At 64.7% G+C, this 16,608-nt stretch carries 12 protein-coding genes; 10 read left to right on the top strand and 2 right to left on the bottom strand.

The genetic code is table 11. The features are described from left to right. Positions 1–2,013 (top strand): 4-oxalomesaconate tautomerase, encoded by a 2,013-nt coding sequence (locus AC097O_RS09570; RefSeq protein WP_479592570.1) that lies wholly within the window; start codon positions 1–3, stop codon positions 2,011–2,013. Between the two features lie 171 nt (positions 2,014–2,184). On the opposite strand, the gene AC097O_RS09565 is transcribed toward AC097O_RS09570, so the two are convergent. Together AC097O_RS09565 and AC097O_RS09560 are read right to left on the bottom strand one after the other, a co-directional pair. Continuing rightward, a complete protein-coding gene (locus AC097O_RS09565) occupies positions 2,185–4,263 on the bottom strand; it encodes a beta-propeller fold lactonase family protein (RefSeq protein ID WP_479592569.1) in 2,079 nt (692 codons plus the stop codon). Between the two features lie 249 nt (positions 4,264–4,512). Further along, complete coding sequence (locus AC097O_RS09560; RefSeq protein ID WP_479592568.1) at positions 4,513–5,430, bottom strand: LysR substrate-binding domain-containing protein; 918 nt, start codon at positions 5,428–5,430, stop codon at positions 4,513–4,515. Between the two features lie 81 nt (positions 5,431–5,511). On the opposite strand from AC097O_RS09560, the gene AC097O_RS09555 reads away from it, so the two are divergent. The 9 genes from AC097O_RS09555 (at position 5,512) to AC097O_RS09515 (ending at position 16,547) form a co-directional block, all read left to right on the top strand. Continuing rightward, positions 5,512–6,366, top strand: coding sequence for an HTD2 family dehydratase (locus AC097O_RS09555; RefSeq protein ID WP_479592567.1), 855 nt, complete (start codon positions 5,512–5,514; stop codon positions 6,364–6,366). Between the two features lie 16 nt (positions 6,367–6,382). Next, a complete protein-coding gene (locus AC097O_RS09550; RefSeq protein ID WP_479592566.1) occupies positions 6,383–7,564 on the top strand; it encodes a CaiB/BaiF CoA transferase family protein in 1,182 nt (393 codons plus the stop codon). Between the two features lie 3 nt (positions 7,565–7,567). Beyond that, positions 7,568–8,368, top strand: coding sequence for an HpcH/HpaI aldolase/citrate lyase family protein (locus AC097O_RS09545; protein WP_479592565.1), 801 nt, complete (start codon positions 7,568–7,570; stop codon positions 8,366–8,368). Positions 8,369–8,384: 16 nt separating this feature from the next. Then, the gene (gene pcaB / locus AC097O_RS09540; RefSeq protein WP_315230402.1) at positions 8,385–9,728 is read left to right on the top strand and encodes a 3-carboxy-cis,cis-muconate cycloisomerase; all 1,344 of its coding nucleotides are present in this window, start codon (positions 8,385–8,387) and stop codon (positions 9,726–9,728) included. A 30-nt stretch (positions 9,729–9,758) separates the two neighbouring features. After that, positions 9,759–11,615, top strand: coding sequence for a DNA mismatch repair endonuclease MutL (gene mutL, locus AC097O_RS09535; protein WP_479592564.1), 1,857 nt, complete (start codon positions 9,759–9,761; stop codon positions 11,613–11,615). 3 nt (positions 11,616–11,618) lie between these two features. Further along, positions 11,619–11,987, top strand: coding sequence for a hypothetical protein (locus tag AC097O_RS09530; protein ID WP_479592563.1), 369 nt, complete (start codon positions 11,619–11,621; stop codon positions 11,985–11,987). After that, a complete protein-coding gene (locus tag AC097O_RS09525; protein ID WP_479592562.1) occupies positions 11,987–12,946 on the top strand; it encodes a CapA family protein in 960 nt (319 codons plus the stop codon). The genes AC097O_RS09530 and AC097O_RS09525 overlap by 1 nt, the downstream gene beginning before the upstream one ends. Positions 12,947–13,071: 125 nt before the next feature. Next, positions 13,072–15,150: a RecQ family ATP-dependent DNA helicase gene (locus AC097O_RS09520; protein WP_479592561.1), complete on the top strand. Its 2,079-nt coding sequence runs from the start codon at positions 13,072–13,074 to the stop codon at positions 15,148–15,150. Continuing rightward, on the top strand, positions 15,150–16,547 hold the full coding sequence (locus AC097O_RS09515) for a DNA-processing protein DprA (protein ID WP_479592560.1): 1,398 nt from the start codon (positions 15,150–15,152) through the stop codon (positions 16,545–16,547). The genes AC097O_RS09520 and AC097O_RS09515 overlap by 1 nt, the downstream gene beginning before the upstream one ends. Positions 16,548–16,608: the final 61 nt, after the last annotated feature.

Here is a 16,608-nt window from a genome sequence, read left to right as displayed (position 1 = left end):
ATGGTCAACCGCAACATCCCCTGCGTGCTGATGCGCTCCGGCACCTCGCGCGGCCCGTTCTTTCTGCGCGAATGGTTGCCCGAGGGCACCGAAGCGCGCGACCAGGCGCTGATCGGGGCCATAGGCGCGTCCGACCCGCTGCAGCTCGACGGCCTGGGCGGCGGCAGCACGCTCAACAGCAAGGTCGCCATCGTCTCGCGCTCGCAGCAGCCGGGCTGCGATGTGGACTATCTGTTCGCCCAGGTGGGCGTGGGCCACCAGTCGGTGGACACCCGGCCCAACTGCGGCAACATGCTGGCCGGCGTGGTGCCCTTTGCCATCGAGCAGGGCCTGATCGCCGCGCAAGACGGCCACACCACCGCCCGCGTCTACAACGTCAACACCGGTGCCTGCATCGACGTGACGGTGTGCACCCCGGGCGGCGTGGTCACCTACGAGGGCGATGCCCGCATCGACGGTGTGGCGGGTACGGCAGCGCCCATCCTGCTGAACTTTCTGGATGCCTGGGGCGCGGTCACCGGCCACTTGTTCCCCACCGGCCAGCGCATCGATACCATCGACGGCATCGAGGTCACCTGCATCGATGCCGCCATGCCGCTGATGGTCATGCGCGCTGCCGACCTGGGCCTCACGGGCCGCGAACGCCCGGCGCAGCTAGATGCCAACACCGCCTTGCTGGAGCGCATCGAGGCCATGCGCCGGGTGGCAGGCACGCGCATGGGCCTGGGCGATGTGTCCGACAGCGTGGTGCCCAAGCCGGTGCTGGTCAGCGCCGGGGACGATGCCAACAGCATCACCTCGCGCTACTTCACGCCGCGCCGCTGCCACGCCTCGCACGCCGTCACCGGCGCGATCGGCGTGGCCACCGCCTTCGCCTTGCCCGGCACCGTAGCCAGTGGTGCCAGTACACCGTCGGGCAAGCGCCCACTGGTGGTGCTGCATCCGGCGGGGCAGATCGACATCGAGGTGGAAGTGGTGGGCGTGGGCGAAGCCGCCCAGGTGGAGCGCGCCGCCCTGGTACGCACCGCCCGCAAGATTTTGCAGGGCCAGTTGCAACTTCCCAGCTATGTGTTTCCGCAGGACACCACGGCCCTGGCACCCCAGGCCGCACCCGACACCAGCATCCGCATCATCGTGCCCACCAGCGCAGGCGGCGGCAACGACACCATTGCCCGCGCCCTGGCCCGCAAGCTATCGCCCCTGCTGGGCCAGAGCGTGCACATCGACAACCGCGCCGGAGCCCACGGCAGCGTGGCCTGTGAATACGTGGCATCCGCCGCGCCCAACGGTCAGACCCTGCTGTTTGGCTACATCGCCACCCACGGCATCCACCCGGCGCTGGAAGGTTTGCGCTACGACCCGCTGGGCGGCTTTTGCCCGGTGGGCCTGATCGGCTACTCGCCCACCCTGCTGGTGGTCAACGCCGAGCTGCCGGTGCGCGACGTACCCGATCTGATCGCCCAGGCCCGCAGCCAGCCGTTTGGCTACGCCAGCGCCGGTACCGGCACCGCACCCCACTTTGCCGCCGAGCTGTTCAACCTGAATGCAGGCACCACCCTGCGCGGCCACACCTACCCCGGAGCCGCCCCGGCCATTGCCGACACGGTGCGCGGCAGCACGCAACTGATGTTCCCCAGCCTGTTCACTGCCCAGCCCTACCTGCACAGCGGCAAGTTGCGCGCCCTGGCGGTCGCCGGACCCGAGCGCCTGCCCGGCCTGCCCGACGTGCCCACCCTGGCCGAGCAAGGCGTGCCGGGCGTGGAGCTGACGCAGTGGTACGCCCTGTTTGCCCCGGCAGGCACGCCACCCGACGTAGTAGCCGCGCTGAACACCGCCCTGAACACCGTGTTGCAAGACCCCGACCTGGTCGCCCGCATGGCCGCCGACGGGGCCCGCGTGCAAACCAGCACCCCGGAGCAGCTACAGCAGCTGGTGAGCGATGAAATCGCCAAGTGGAGCCAGGTGGCCCAGCGGGCGCAGATGCGGGTGGGACTGGGGGTGGAAGAGGCTTAATTCAGCACCCAATCGGCCTCTGGCGCTTATTCTATAAGCGTGACGCGCTACTTTCTTCATAGCATACCCAACGGATTCGGGCTTTTCAGCGCGTGTCCCCACGGGCGTAAAAAAGCCCCCACGCCGCAGGTTGGGCTGTGGGGGCTGGCGCGCCGGGCGCGGAACGCCTACCTAAGGTGCGTACGTGGTCGTTACCGATTGGGGGCCATTTCCGGCCAGCACCGAGGCCGGGGTGAGCGCAGTGAGCAGGCCGCCCGTGCCTAAGCTGTACTGCGACACCGTGTTGTCACCGCTGTTCACCACATAGACATACAGCCCTTTGGGGTCGAAGGTGATGGAGGTGGGGCCAGGCCCCGCCGCCACCGTAGCCGATGTCAGCGCCGTGAGTGCGCCGCCGGTGCCGATGCTGTACTGCGACACCGTGTCGCCAAGGTTGTTCGTCACGTAGGCATAGCGCCCTGTGGGGTCCACGGTGACCGAGTGGGGGCCAACACCCGCCGCCACCAAAGCCGGGCTGAGCGGGCTGAGCGTGCCGCCCGTGCCTATGCTGTACTGCGACACCGTGTTGCTAACGTTGTTCGCCACATAGGCATAGCGCCCTGTAGGGTCGACGGTGACCACATAGGGGCTGCTGCCCGTTGCCACCGTGGCCGGGGTCAACGCCGTGAGCGTGCCGCCACTGCCTATGCTGTACTGCGACACCGTGTTACTGCCGTTGTTCGCCACGTAGGCATAGCGCCCGGTGGGGTCGATGCTGATCGCAAACGGGAAAGCTCCCGCAGGCACGGTCGCCGGGCTGAGTGGCGTGAGCCCACCGCCAGGGCCAATGCTGAACTGGGACACGGTCCCGGCAAAGTTGTTCAGCACGTAGGCATAGCGCCCAGAGGGGTCGACGGTGACCGCAGCCGGGCCGGAGCCCGTTGGCACCAACGCCGGGCTCAGCGCCGTGAGCGTGCCGTTAGCGGCTACGCTGTACTGCGACACGTTGTCGCTGTTGAGGTTGGCCACGTAGGCATAGCGCCCAGAGGGCCCCACGGTCACAGAAAAAGGATATGTGCCCGTGGCCACCGTAGCGGGGCTCAACGCCGCAAGCCCGCCGCCCGCACCCATGCTGTACTGCGACACCGTGTTGCCACTGGTGTTGGTCACATAGGCCACGCGGGCCCGGTCGACGCAGACCACGGCCACATGGGTCACATTGGCGGCCAACCCAGAGCCTGTGCCGTTGCTGACGGTGCAGGTCTGGCCCACAGGCTGGGTGCTGACGGTAACGGCATAGCTACCGTTGGCCACCACCGGGGTGGTAAAGCTGAAGCTGCCATCCGCGCTGCGCGTGGTGGGGTTGGCGGCGTTGTTCTGCAAGGTCACCGAGACACCAGATGCCAGGCCGCTGACCGTGCCGCCGATGGTGTAGCTGGCCGCCGAGCAGGTGATTTGCACGTTGACCACATTGGCCGCCAGCCCCGAGCCCGTGCCGTTGCTGACGGTGCAAACCTGCCCCGCTGGCTGGGTGCCCACGGTCACGGCGTAGCTGCCGCCGGTGGCCACCGGCGTGGCAAAGCCGAAGCTGCCGTTGGCAGTGCGCGTGGTGGGGTCGGCTGCGTTGTTCTGCAAGGTGATCGAGGTGCTCGCTGCCAGGCCGCTGACCGTGCCGCCAATGGTGTAGGTGGTGGCCGAGCAGGTGATTTGCACCGTGAGCACATTCGCCGATACCCCCGAGCCCGTGCCGTTGGACACCGTGCAGGTCTGGCCCGCAGGCTGGCTGCCGACGGTCACGGCATAGCTGCCCCCGGCGGCCACCGGCGTAGCAAAGCTGAAGCTGCCGTCGGCCGTGCGGGCAAGCGCGTCGGCACCGTTGTTCTGCAAAGTCAGCGTGGTGCCTGCCGCCAGGCCGGAGACCGTGCCGCCGATGTTGTAAGTAGTGGCCGAGCAGGTGATTTGCACATTGGCCACGTTGGCCGACACCCCAGAGCCGGTGCCGTTGGAGACCGTGCAGGTCTGGCCACTGGGCTGGGCGCTGACCGTGACTGCATAGCTGCCGTTGGCGGCCACCGGGGTGGCAAAGCTGAAGCTACCGTCCAAGGTGCGCGTAGCCGTGTCGGCACCGTTGTTCTGCACGCTGACGGAAGCCCCCGCCACCAGGCCGGAGACCGTGGCACTGATGCTGTAGCTGGCAGGGGCTGGGGCTGGGGCCACCACGGCACCATCCCCACCGCCATCGCCCCAGCACGCGCTCAAAAGCAGGGTCATGCACAGCCCCAACACACCCGTAAGACCCCGCAGCCACTGCTGCACACACCGGAATTGCATGAAGTACTCCCATGGAATGGAACAAAAGCCAACGCAAAACCCCTGCAGGGCCGCACTGGATTGCCAAGCGACAACTCCACAAATGTAACTAAATTTAACCAAAAGCAATCCAATCTGCGGAGGCCTGCGATGAATAGGCATTGAATCAGCCTCTACCGCTTATTCCATAAGCACGAGTAGCTACTTATTTCATAGCATATCCAACGGCTTAGGGCTCTTCAACGCTTCCCGCAGATGCTGGTGAAACGCCTCAGCCGCAGGCCGCAGGCTGGCCCCGTGGCGGGTCAACAGGCCCAGCTTGCGCACGATGGGCGGATCGCGCAGGGCCACGCCGACCAAGGTGGCGTGCTGGCGCGGCAGGGCCATGCGGGGCACGGCGGCCAGGCCCAGGCCGGCCTCGACCATGCCCAGCAAGGTGGCCACGTGGCTCACTTCAAACGCGAAACTGGGGTTGACCCCCGCCTTGGCCAGCGCGTCGTCCTGCAGCTGGCGGTTGCCGCTGCTGCGGGCCACCGAAATCAAGCGCTCGGCCCCCAGCTCGGCCCAGCGGATGGTCTTGCGCTCGGCCAGCGCGTGGCGGCGCGGCATGGCCAGCACAAACGGGTCGTCGTGGATGGGCTCGAACGCCACCTCGGGCACCTGGGTGCTCATGAAGCCGATGCCAAAGTCGGCCTCGCCCGAAATCACGCTCGACAGCATCTGGTTCACGCTTTCGTCCACCACGCGGATACGGATGGCCGGGTACTGCTCCAGAAAGCTGCGCAGCGCCACCGGCAAAAAATACAGCGCCGCCGACGGCACACAGGCCACCGTGACCCGCCCGCCCCGGCTGGGGGCCAGGTCGGTGATGCCCAGCAGGGCCGATTCCAGGTCGTCCAGCGCGGAGCGGGCGCGCTCCAGGAACACGCGGCCCAGGCTGGTCAGCTCCACCTCGCGGGTGGTGCGGTTGAACAGGCGGTGGCCCAGGATGGTTTCCAGCTTGTCGATGCGGCGGCTCAGCGCCGGGGGCGATAGGTGGATCTGGTCGGCGGCCGCGCGAAAGCTGCCGCGCTCGGCCACGGCCACAAAGGCCTGGAGTTGCTGTAAGTCGAAATTAATGCGTGCCATGCAGCAATGGTATTAAAAGTTGCACTTGGCGGATAGTCCCCCGGTGCGGATCATTGCGACATTCACACACAAGGATGCGCAATGGAGACACACAATCTGGCCGACTGGGTAGGCCGCAGCGAAACGGTGACCGACACCGCCACCCCCACACCGTACGCCGCTTTGTCGGCGACGCTGGACTGGCCCGCAGACCGGCCCGCACCCGGCACGCCGCTGCCCAAGCTGTGGCACTGGCTGTACTTTTTGCCGCTGCACCGCCAGTCGAACATCGGCGCCGACGGCCATGCCCAACGCGGCGGTTTCATGCCCCCGGTGCCGCTGCCCCGGCGCATGTGGGCGGGCAGCGACTTTGTGTTCCACCAGCCGCTGCTGGTGGGCGACGCGCTGGAGCGCACCTCCACCATTGCCGACGTGCAAGAGAAAACCGGCCGCACCGGCAGCCTGGTCTTCGTCAAGGTGCGCCACGAAGTACGCCGCAACGGCAGCCGCGAGGTGGCCTTGACCGAGCACCACAACATCGTCTACCGCGCCGCCGCCTCACCCGATGACGTGGCCCCGCCCCCCGTGCTGGCCCCTACGTATGCCGCCTGGAGCCGCGCCATCGTGCCCGACGACGTACTGCTGTTCCGCTACTCGGCCCTGACCTTCAACGGCCACCGCATCCACTACGACCGCCAGTACGTCACCACGGTGGAGGGCTACCCCGGCCTGGTCGTGCACGGCCCGCTGATCGCCACCCTGCTGATGGACCTGCTGCGCCGCCAGCTGCCGGATGCACGGGTGCGGCAGTTCGCCTTCAAGGCCGTGCGGCCCACCTTCGACATCCACCCGTTCTCGGTCCACGGCGAACCGTCGGCCGACGGCAAAACCATCCATCTGTGGGGGCGTGACCACGAAGGTTTTCTCACCATGGATGCCACCGCCATCCTGGAATAAATGGAGTAAGCCCACCATGCAACCCCTCAAAGGCATCACCGTCGTCACCCTGGAGCACGCCATCGCCGCGCCCTTTGCCACCCGGCAACTGGCCGACCTGGGGGCCCGTGTCATCAAGATCGAACGCCCCGGCGTGGGCGACTTCGCCCGTGGCTACGACGAGCGGGTGCGCGGCCTGGCCTCGCACTTCGTCTGGACCAACCGCTCCAAGGAGAGCCTCACCCTCGATGTGAAAGACCCCGAAGCGCAAAAAATCCTGCTGCGCCTGATCACCGAAGAAGCCGACGTGGTGGTGCAGAACCTGGCCCCTGGCGCGGCGGCCCGGCTGGGCCTGTCGTATGAAGCCCTATGCAAAGTGCGCCCCAACATCATCGTCTGCGACATCTCCGGCTACGGCGCAGACGGCCCCTACCGCGACAAAAAAGCCTACGACCTGCTGATCCAGAGCGAAGCCGGGTTTGTATCGGTCACCGGCACGCCCGACACGCCCTCCAAGGCCGGTCCGTCGATTGCCGATATCTCGGCGGGCATGTACGCCTACACCAACATCCTGGCCGCGCTGATGCAGCGCCAGCAGACCGGCCAGGGCCAGCACATCGACGTGTCCATGCTGGAATCGCTGACCGAGTGGATGGGCTACCCGCTGTACTACGCGTTTGACGGTGCCGCGCCGCCACCGCGCTCAGGGGCCAGCCACGCCACCATCTACCCCTACGGCCCATTCCCGGCGGGCGACGGTAAAACCGTGATGCTGGGCCTGCAGAACGAGCGCGAATGGAAGGGCTTTTGCGAGCAGGTACTGCTGCAGCCCAGCCTGGCGCAAGACCCACGCTTCACCAGCAATTCCAAACGCAGTGCCGCCCGCGCCGAGCTGTCAGCCCTCATCCTGCAGGCATTTTCCACCCTGACCGCCGCCCAGGTGGTGGAGCGGCTGGAGCAGGCCAGCATCGCCAACGCCCAGGTCAACAGCATGGCCGAGGTCTGGGCGCATCCGCAGCTGAAAGCCCGCCAACGCTGGACCGAGGTGGACACGTCCCAGGGCCGCGTGCCTGCGCTGCTGCCCCCCGGCTCCTGGCACACCGCCGCGCCGCGCATGGATGCAGTGCCCGCGCTAGGCCAGCACACGGCGGCGATTTTGGCAGGCCAAGGCTACAGCGCCGAGCAGGTCGCCGCGCTGCGCAGCGCAGGCACGGTGTAAGCCATGGAACAAACCTATTTGTTCGTACCCGGCAACCGCCCCGAGCGCTTTGCCAAAGCCCTGGCCAGCGGGGCCGACCGCATCATCGTGGACCTGGAAGATGCCGTGCTACCAGCAGACAGGCCCCAGGCCCGCCGCGCCTTTGCCGAATGGCATGCCACGGTGGATACGGCGCGGGTACTGCTGCGCATCAACGATGCCCTCAGCCCGTTTTACGCCGACGACATCGCCCTGCTGTATGCCTGCGCCCTGCCCTGCGTCATGCTGGCCAAGGCCGAATCACCTGCGCAGATAGCGGATGTCAAAACCGTCCACAGCGGCACGGTGCTGGCGCTGATAGAAACCGCACGCGGCCTGCTGGCAGCCCAGGCGATTGCAGCCGCACCTGGCGTGGCCCGGCTGGCCTTCGGCAGCATCGACTACGCACTCGACCTGGACCTGCCCAGCGACAGCCCGGCATTGGACATGGCCGCCGTGCACCTCGCCCTGGCCAGCCGCGCCGCCGACCTGCCCGCCCCGGTGGCCGGGGTCACGGTGGCGCTGGATGCGGCCCAGGTAACGGCGGACATGGCCCACGCCCAGCGTCTAGGTTTCAAAGCCAAGCTGTGCATCCACCCCAGCCAGGTGGCCGCCGTGCGCGCCGCCCTGGCCCCCAGCGCCGCCGACCTGGCCTGGGCCGCCCGCGTGCAAGCCGCCTACAGCGCCAACCCCACGGGCGCACTGCAGCTGGACGGAAAAATGATCGACCGCCCCGTGCTGCTCAAAGCCCAGCGCCTGCTGGCAACCACTTCCCCCACTTATTAATCAAGGAGACAACCCCATGGCATCCATCATCGACTCACGCATTTTTGGCGACATCTTCAGCGACGCAAAAATGCGCGCCGTCTGGTCCGACGAGAACCGCACCGCCAAGTACCTGGACATTGAGCGCGCCCTGGCCAAGGTGCAGGGCCAGCTCGGCATCATTCCGCAAGAGGCGGCCGACGAGATCGTCAAAAACTGCCGCCTCGACATGATCGACTGGGCGCAGCTCAAGGCCAAGACCGAGCAGATCGGCTACCCCATCATCGCCGTGGTCAACCAGATCAACGCCAACTGCCGCGACAAGCTGGGCGAGTACTGCCACTGGGGGGCCACCACCCAGGACATCACCGACACGGCCACCGTGCTGCAAATGCGCGAAGGCCTGGCACTGGTGGAGGCAGACCTGAAAGCCATTTCCGACTCGCTGGCCGACCTGTCCCGCACCTACCGCGACACGCCCATCATTGGCCGCAGCAACCTGCAGCAGGCGATTCCCATCACCTTCGGCTTCAAGACCGCCAGCATCCTGGCCGGTATCGAGCGCCACCGCGAGCGGCTGGAACAGCTCAAACCACGGGTCTTTATGGGCGAATTTGGCGGCGCGGCGGGCACGCTGGCCTCGCTGGAAAAAGGCGCGATGGAAACCCAGGCCGGGCTGATGGCCGAGCTGGGCCTGGCCTGCCCGCCCATCGCCTGGCACACGGTGCGCGACACCATCGCCGAAGTGGGGGCCTTTCTGGCCCTGGTCGGCGGCTCGCTGGGCAAGATCGCCATGGATGTGAAGCTGATGATGCAAACCGAAGTGGCCGAGGTGTTCGAGCCCTACGCGCCGGGCCGCGGCTCGTCCAGCACCATGCCGCAAAAGCGCAACCCCATCTCCTGCCTGTACATCCACGCCAACATCTCGGTGGCACGCCAGCACGCCGCCGCGCTGATGGATGCGATGGTGGCCGACCACGAGCGCTCCACCGGCCCCTGGGAGATCGAATGGGTGTCGCTGCCCGAAATCTTCTGCCTGATGTCGGGTGCGCTCAAACAAACCAAGTTTGTACTGGCCGGGCTGGAGGTAGACACCGTGCAGATGCGCCGCAACATCGACATGACCCACGGCCTGGTGATGTCCGAGGCCGTGATGATGGGCCTGGGCCCCTTCATTGGCCGCGAATACGCCCACGACCTGGTCTACGAGCTGTGCCGCGAAGCCCTGAAACAACAACGCCCGCTGGTCGAGATCCTGGCCGCCCACCCCGAGATCAACGCCCACGTGAGCCGCGCGCAGCTCGATGCCTTCTGCGACCCGGCCAACTACCTGGGCCAGGCCGGGGTGATGGTGGACCAGGTGCTGGCCCTGCGGCGCTAAGGGGCACGGGGTGGCCCCTAAAATCACCGGGTGAACGCCCCCATCCCTACCCCTCCCCAGCCCGAACGTCGCGCCATCCGCGAACTCCCCGACGAACTCATCAGCCAGATTGCCGCGGGCGAAGTGGTGGAGCGCCCCGCCTCTGTCGTGCGCGAGCTAGTGGACAACGCGCTGGATGCGGGGGCCACGCAGGTCACCCTGCGGCTGCTGGCGGGCGGCGTGCGCCTGATTGCGGTGGAAGACGACGGCGGCGGCATCCCCATGGAAGAGCTGCCCATCGCCCTGAAGCGCCACGCCACCAGCAAAATCCGCGACCTGCGCGAGCTGGAATCGGTGGGCACCATGGGTTTCCGGGGCGAAGCCCTGGCCGCTATCAACTCCATAGCTGACATGGCAATCCTGTCACGCGCCAGCGGCCAACCGAATGCATTTTTACTGGACGGCCGCAGCGGCGAACTCAAGCCCGTGGCCCGCAGTACCGGCACCACGGTGGAGGTGAAAGAGCTGTTCTTCAGCACCCCGGCGCGGCGCAAGTTTTTAAAGACCGATGCCACCGAGCTGGCCCACTGCGTGGAAGCCGTGCGCCGCCACGCCCTGGCCCGGCCCGATGTGGGCTTTGCCATCTGGCACGAGGGCAAGCTGGTCGAGCAATGGCGCGCCTGCCCGGCCCCGAGCAACATCGATGCCATCAGCGAGCGCCTGCGCGACGTGCTGGGCGACGACTTCAAGGACAAATCGGTGGCGGTGGACTACCTGAGCAGCATGCGTGACGACGGCGGGCAGCCCGTGCGCGTCTGGGGCCGCGTCGGCATTCCCGATGCCGCCCGCGCCCGGCCCGACCAGCAGTTTGCCTACGTGAATGGCCGCTTCGTGCGCGACAAGGTCATCACCCACGCCGCCCGCAGCGCCTATGAAGACGTGCTGCACGGCCAGCGCCAGCCCATCTACGCGCTGTATGTCGAGATCGACCCGACCCGGGTGGACGTGAACGTGCACCCCACCAAGATCGAGGTGCGTTTTCGCGACAGCCGCGAGGTGCACCAGGCGGTGCGCCGGGCGGTGGATGCGGCCCTGGCGGCCCCGCGTGCGGCGGCAGCGCTGGCAGCTCCGCCCACACCGGAAGTTTTTAAAGAAAATAGGCCTCCAGCGCCCATTCCACCAGCGCAAGCAGCTATGCAATTCGTAGCACCTGCCGTGCGCCATGTGTCGGACATGGAGGCGCTGTGGCCTGTGGCCCAGCTGCCCGCCGCCGCTGTGCGCCCGCCCGAGCCCGCGCCCGCCCAACCCCTGCCTGCGGCAGAGGTCTGGCCCCTGGGCCGCGCCATCGCCCAGCTGCAAGGCATCTACATCCTGGCCGAGAACGCCCAAGGGCTGGTGATTGTGGACATGCACGCCGCCCACGAGCGCATCGTCTACGAGCGCCTGAAAACCCAGCTGGTGGATGCCCGCATCACCAGCCAGCCGCTGCTGATCCCAGTGACCTTCGCCGCCACGCCGCAAGAAGTGGCCACCGCCGAGGCCCACACCGAGACCCTGGCCACGCTGGGGCTGGAGATCACCCCGTTCTCGCCCAAGACCCTGGCCGTGCGCGCCGTGCCCACCACCCTGGTGCAAGGCAACGCCACCGAGCTGGCACGCAGCGTGCTGGCCGAACTGGCGCAGCATGAAGCCAGCACCGTGGTGCAGCGCGCGCAAAACGAACTGCTGGGCACCATGGCCTGCCACGGCGCGGTGCGCGCAAACCGCCGCTTGACGGTCGATGAAATGAACGGGCTGCTACGCCAGATGGAAACCACCGACCGCTCCGATCAATGCAACCATGGGCGGCCCACCTGGCGGCAAATCACCATCAAGGAACTGGATGCTTTATTCATGCGCGGACGCTGAACTATGAAACACCTGCTACTTCTGGCCGCATTAGCCTGCAGCGCGGCCCAGGCCGACACCGTGGCCTGCCACGTCCGTTACGGCGGCGAGACGCAGGTCATCCGCGCCCAGCCCACCGCCACGCCGTACACCGTCGCACCCATTTCCATCGGCTCGTACTTCCTGTTCCGCCTGGTGTTTGAGCAAAACCACGCCATCAAGGTCTACACCTACGCCGACCGCGAACCGCCCCAGGGCGCAGTGCTGCTGCACCAGGCCGACTATCTCTACCCGCCCCCTAAAAATGGCCGCTACGGCTTCACCGGCCTGCAGCGCGTGTATGAGCCCATCCGCGACGGCGAGCTGGACTACTGGTGCGGGTGGACAAAATGATGAAACACCTACTACCGGCCCTGCTCTGCCTGCCATTGCTGGGCCACGCGGCTCCACCCACCGTCCAACTCATCTTCGGCGGCGATGTGATGCTCGACGACGGCCCAGGCCGCCTGATCGCTGCGGGTGGCGATCCGCTACTCCCCATCGCCAGCCTCCTGCAAGCCGCCGACGTGACGATTGGCAACCTGGAAACCTCCATCGCCCGCCCCACCACCGGCACGGCGCTGGACAACAAGATCTACACCTTCCGCTCGGCACCCAACACGGTCAATGTGCTCAAGGGTCGCTTCCACGCCGTATCGGTGGCCAACAACCACAGCGGCGACTTTGGCCGCGATGCCTTCATGGAAACCCTGGACCACCTACGCACAGCGGGCATCGCCGCCTTTGGCGGCGGGGCCAACCTGACCGAGGCGCACAAACCGTACTGGATAGCGAAGCACGGCATCCGCATCGCCGTGCTGGGTTACGACGAATTCAAGCCCCGCTCGTTCGAGGCCGGGGCCACCTGGGCCGGCGTGGCCTGGAGCGAAGACAGCCACGTGGTGGCCGACATCCGCGCCGCCCGCGCCGCCGGGGCCGACGTGGTGATTCCGTTCATGCACTGGGGCTGGGAGAGCGAACCCGGCCCCACCCCGCGCCAGCGCGATCTGGCCAAAATCATGGTGCAGGCCGGGGCCGATGCCGTGGTGGGCAGCCACCCGCACGTCACCCAGGGGGCCGACCTGGTGCTGGGCAAGCCGGTCATCTGGAGCCTGGGCAACCTGGTGTTCGACGGCTTCGAGCTGCCCGCCGCCAAGATCGGCTGGCTGCTGCGCATGAATGTGGACAAACGCGGCATCCGCAGCTGGAACACCGTGGCGGTGCGCATGGACGCAGACGGCACCCCCACGCCCGACCCCGCCACCCGCACGCCCTGCGGACGGCGCGGCGGCAAGATCGCCCCCGCCTGTTAAACCTGAGCACGGTGGACAATTCATCCTCAACAGCCGAGATAGCGCTGCAAGCCTAAAAAGCAAAGCAAAATGAAGGACGATACGCCACTCAAACCGGGTACTTAGCTTTCAAGGAAATCAATAAATTGGAATACAACCCAAACCGAGCACTTGAACTACTCCGGATCGGTTCGGGACGCATCGACGCCACCTTCCGAGATGGTCAAGAAGATGCGATTAGGCACATCGTAGATGGACGTGGTCGTCTGCTGGTCGTTCAGAAGACAGGGTGGGGCAAAAGCTTTGTCTACTTCATCGCGACGAAACTGCTGCGCGATGGCGGCAACGGGCCTGCGCTATTGATCTCGCCGTTGCTGGCGCTGATGCGAAATCAGATTGCCGCAGCAGAACGCATGGGGGTCCGCGCCGCAACGATCAACTCCGATAACGTCGATGACTGGACCCAAGTCGAACTCAAACTGGCTCGTGGGGAAGTCGACATCCTCTTGATCTCACCCGAGCGCCTGGCAAACGAGCGCTTTCGCACGCAGGTTCTGACCGGCATAGCCGCACAGATTTCGATGCTGGTTATTGACGAGGCACATTGCATTTCCGACTGGGGTCACGACTTCCGCCCACACTATCGCTTGTTAGAGAGGATCGTCAAAACTCTACCGCCCAACCTACGATTGCTCGCCACCACGGCAACCGCGAACAATCGCGTGATGAGAGACCTTGAAGCGGTGCTAGGTCCAAATCTGGACATATCCCGAGGTGACCTGAATCGAAGCTCGTTGTCTCTACAGACTATCCGTCTACCCAGTCAAGCCGAGCGCCTAGCCTGGCTAGCAGAACAACTGGCCTCGCTACAGGGCCACGGCATCATCTACACGCTGACAGTGCGCGACGCCAACCAAGTCGCCGACTGGCTCAAGACCCGAAACTTCAATGTTGAAGCCTACACGGGCGAAACAGGCGACCGTCGGGAAGCACTGGAACATGCGCTTCTAAATAACAAAGTTAAGGCGCTAGTTGCGACAACCGCTTTGGGCATGGGCTACGATAAGCCCGATCTGGCGTTCGTCATCCACTACCAAATGCCGGGCTCCGTCGTTGCGTACTACCAGCAGGTTGGACGTGCCGGCCGGGCACTTGAGTCAGCTTATGGCGTGTTGCTAAGCGGAGAGGAGGAAACTAGCATAACTAACTGGTTCATCAAAAATGCTTTCCCGACGCAGCAGGAAGTAGCAAAGATTCTGAACGCACTCGAAGAAGAATCAGACGGGCTATCAATTCCGGAGTTATTAGCCCGCGTCAACATTGAAGAGAAGCGCGTGAAGCATGCAATTTCTCTGCTTTCGCTAGAGGCACCTGCACCTATCGCTAAACAGGCATCCAAGTGGCAACTCGTCGCGGCGACTCTGAGCCAGGAATTCTGGATAAGAGCTGAAAGACTTACGATGCTTCGGCAGGTAGAACTTAAGCAGATGCAGGAATACGTCAACCTGCCCTTTGGGAATCATATGGGCTTCCTGATCGGAGCCCTCGATGGTGACCCTAGTCTTGTCACCAAGCCTACGCTTCCCCCGCTGCCCACTGGAGTGAACGAGGCGTTGGTTCGGGATGCCATCGCATTTCTGCGTCGGACCAGCTTGCCAATCAAACCCAGGGAAAAGTGGCCCGTCGGAGGCATGCCGCAATATGGAATTCATAAGGCTTCAACCATTTCCTACCAAGCACAACCCGGCAAGGCCCTGTGCGTATGGGGTGACGCTGGTTGGGGTAATCTAGTTCGGCAAGGCAAGTACCACGACGGTAAATTTGCTGACAACCTGGTTGGAGCTTGTGTGAACATGGTTCATGAATGGAATCCCCAGCCCGAACCAACTTGGGTGACGTGCATTCCCTCTCTACGTCATCCCAATCTTGTTCCCAATTTCGCCAAACGCTTGGCGACGGCACTAGGTTTGCCGTTCCATATGGTCATTACAAAAACAGACAACAGGCCCGAACAAAAAACGATGGCGAATAGTACGCAGCAAGCGCGCAATATCGACGGATCGCTGGCCCTAAGCGGGCAGCCAGTCCCGCAGGGGCCTGTTCTCCTGGTCGACGACATGGTGGATTCGCGCTGGACATTGACCGTAGCAGCCTGGCTGCTACGCCAGAGCGGAAGCGGTGTTGTTTGGCCGATGGCACTCTCTCAAACGGGGCACGACGAATGATGACAACCCTGTCCTCCAACACCCAAGCCATCTTGCTACTTACGGCGCCGCTCATCGCCGGGCGCAGCACGTCCCCTTCGGAGCTCCTATCACCCGGCGAATACAAGCGCCTCGCACGCCATTTGCGAGAAGTTCAGCGCCAGCCTGCTGACCTCGTCTCACCAGATGCTGCCGATCTTCTGCGGGCCTGCCAGCCTGTCATTGATGAGACCCGTCTACAGCGTTTGCTAGGACGTGGCTTCCTCTTGAGCCAAGCCATCGAGCGTTGGCAAGCGCGCGCCATCTGGGTGGTCAGCCGCGCGGATGCCGAGTACCCCCGCCGCTTAAAGTTGCGCTTACGGGAAGACGCACCGGCGGTGATCTACGGCTGCGGCAACATGGGCTTGCTGGATTCAGGTGGCCTCGCCGTGGTCGGGTCTCGTCATGTGGACGATTCGTTGATTAACTACACGATGACCGTGGGTCGTTTGGCCGCTCGAGCCGGAAAGACAATCGTATCAGGCGGTGCCAAGGGCATTGACCAGGCGGCCATGCGAGGTGCGCTTGAAGCTGGAGGCAAGGTTAGCGGTGTCCTCGCGGATAGCCTGGAAAAAACAACCATGAACCGCGAGCACCGCAACTTGCTCCTTGATGGCCAACTGGTGCTGATTTCGCCCTATGACCCGAGTGCCGGTTTTAACGTCGGTAACGCCATGCAACGAAACAAGCTGATCTATGCGCTGGCTGACGTGTCCTTGGTTGTCAACTCCGATCTCAACAAAGGCGGCACCTGGGCTGGAGCCGTTGAGCAACTCGACAAGCTCAAGTTTGTGCCGGTGTACGTTCGCAAGACGGGCGACTCGTCTTCTGGGCTCGACGCACTACGCAGCAAAGGGGCGATTATCTGGCCGAATCCGCAAGATGCCGATGACCTTAAAGCCGTATTTGATGCCGCCACACCAGCCACAACGGCACCGCCGCAATCAGATCTTGCGCGGCTCCGTATTGATGGAACGTACCAGCTTGCGCACACGTCGCCGATAGCTCCAAGCACAACACCAACGATTGAAGTACCCGTTAAACCTGTGCCGTCAACGGAATCTGCACCAAACGAAAAGCCTGTTGATCTAACACCAGATATTGCACCGACGATCGCGCAGGCTACGACTAAACCCGAGGAAGTCGGTTCTGTGCCGAAGACAGCATCAACACCCGCAGACACGCTGTTTGCGGCGATCCAAGTGGTGATTCAGCGATTGCTGAAGACTCCGATGAAGGATGCCGAGGTGGCCGCTGCGCTTGACGTATCCAACGCGCAGGCCAAAGCGTGGTTGCTGCGCCTCGTCAACGAAGGAACGATCGAAAAGCAGAAAAAGCCAGCAGGTTACATCGCCAAGCAGTCCAGTCTCTTTGAGTGATCACTATGGCGTATTGGGTGACCGCCAGGCCACCGACAGCAACAGCATGGGCATCTTTCAT

It is taken from the genome of Rhodoferax sp. LS1P39, assembly GCF_056521425.1.
Note: the sequence above shows the minus strand (reverse complement) of the source record. Positions and strands in the feature narration are given on the sequence as shown.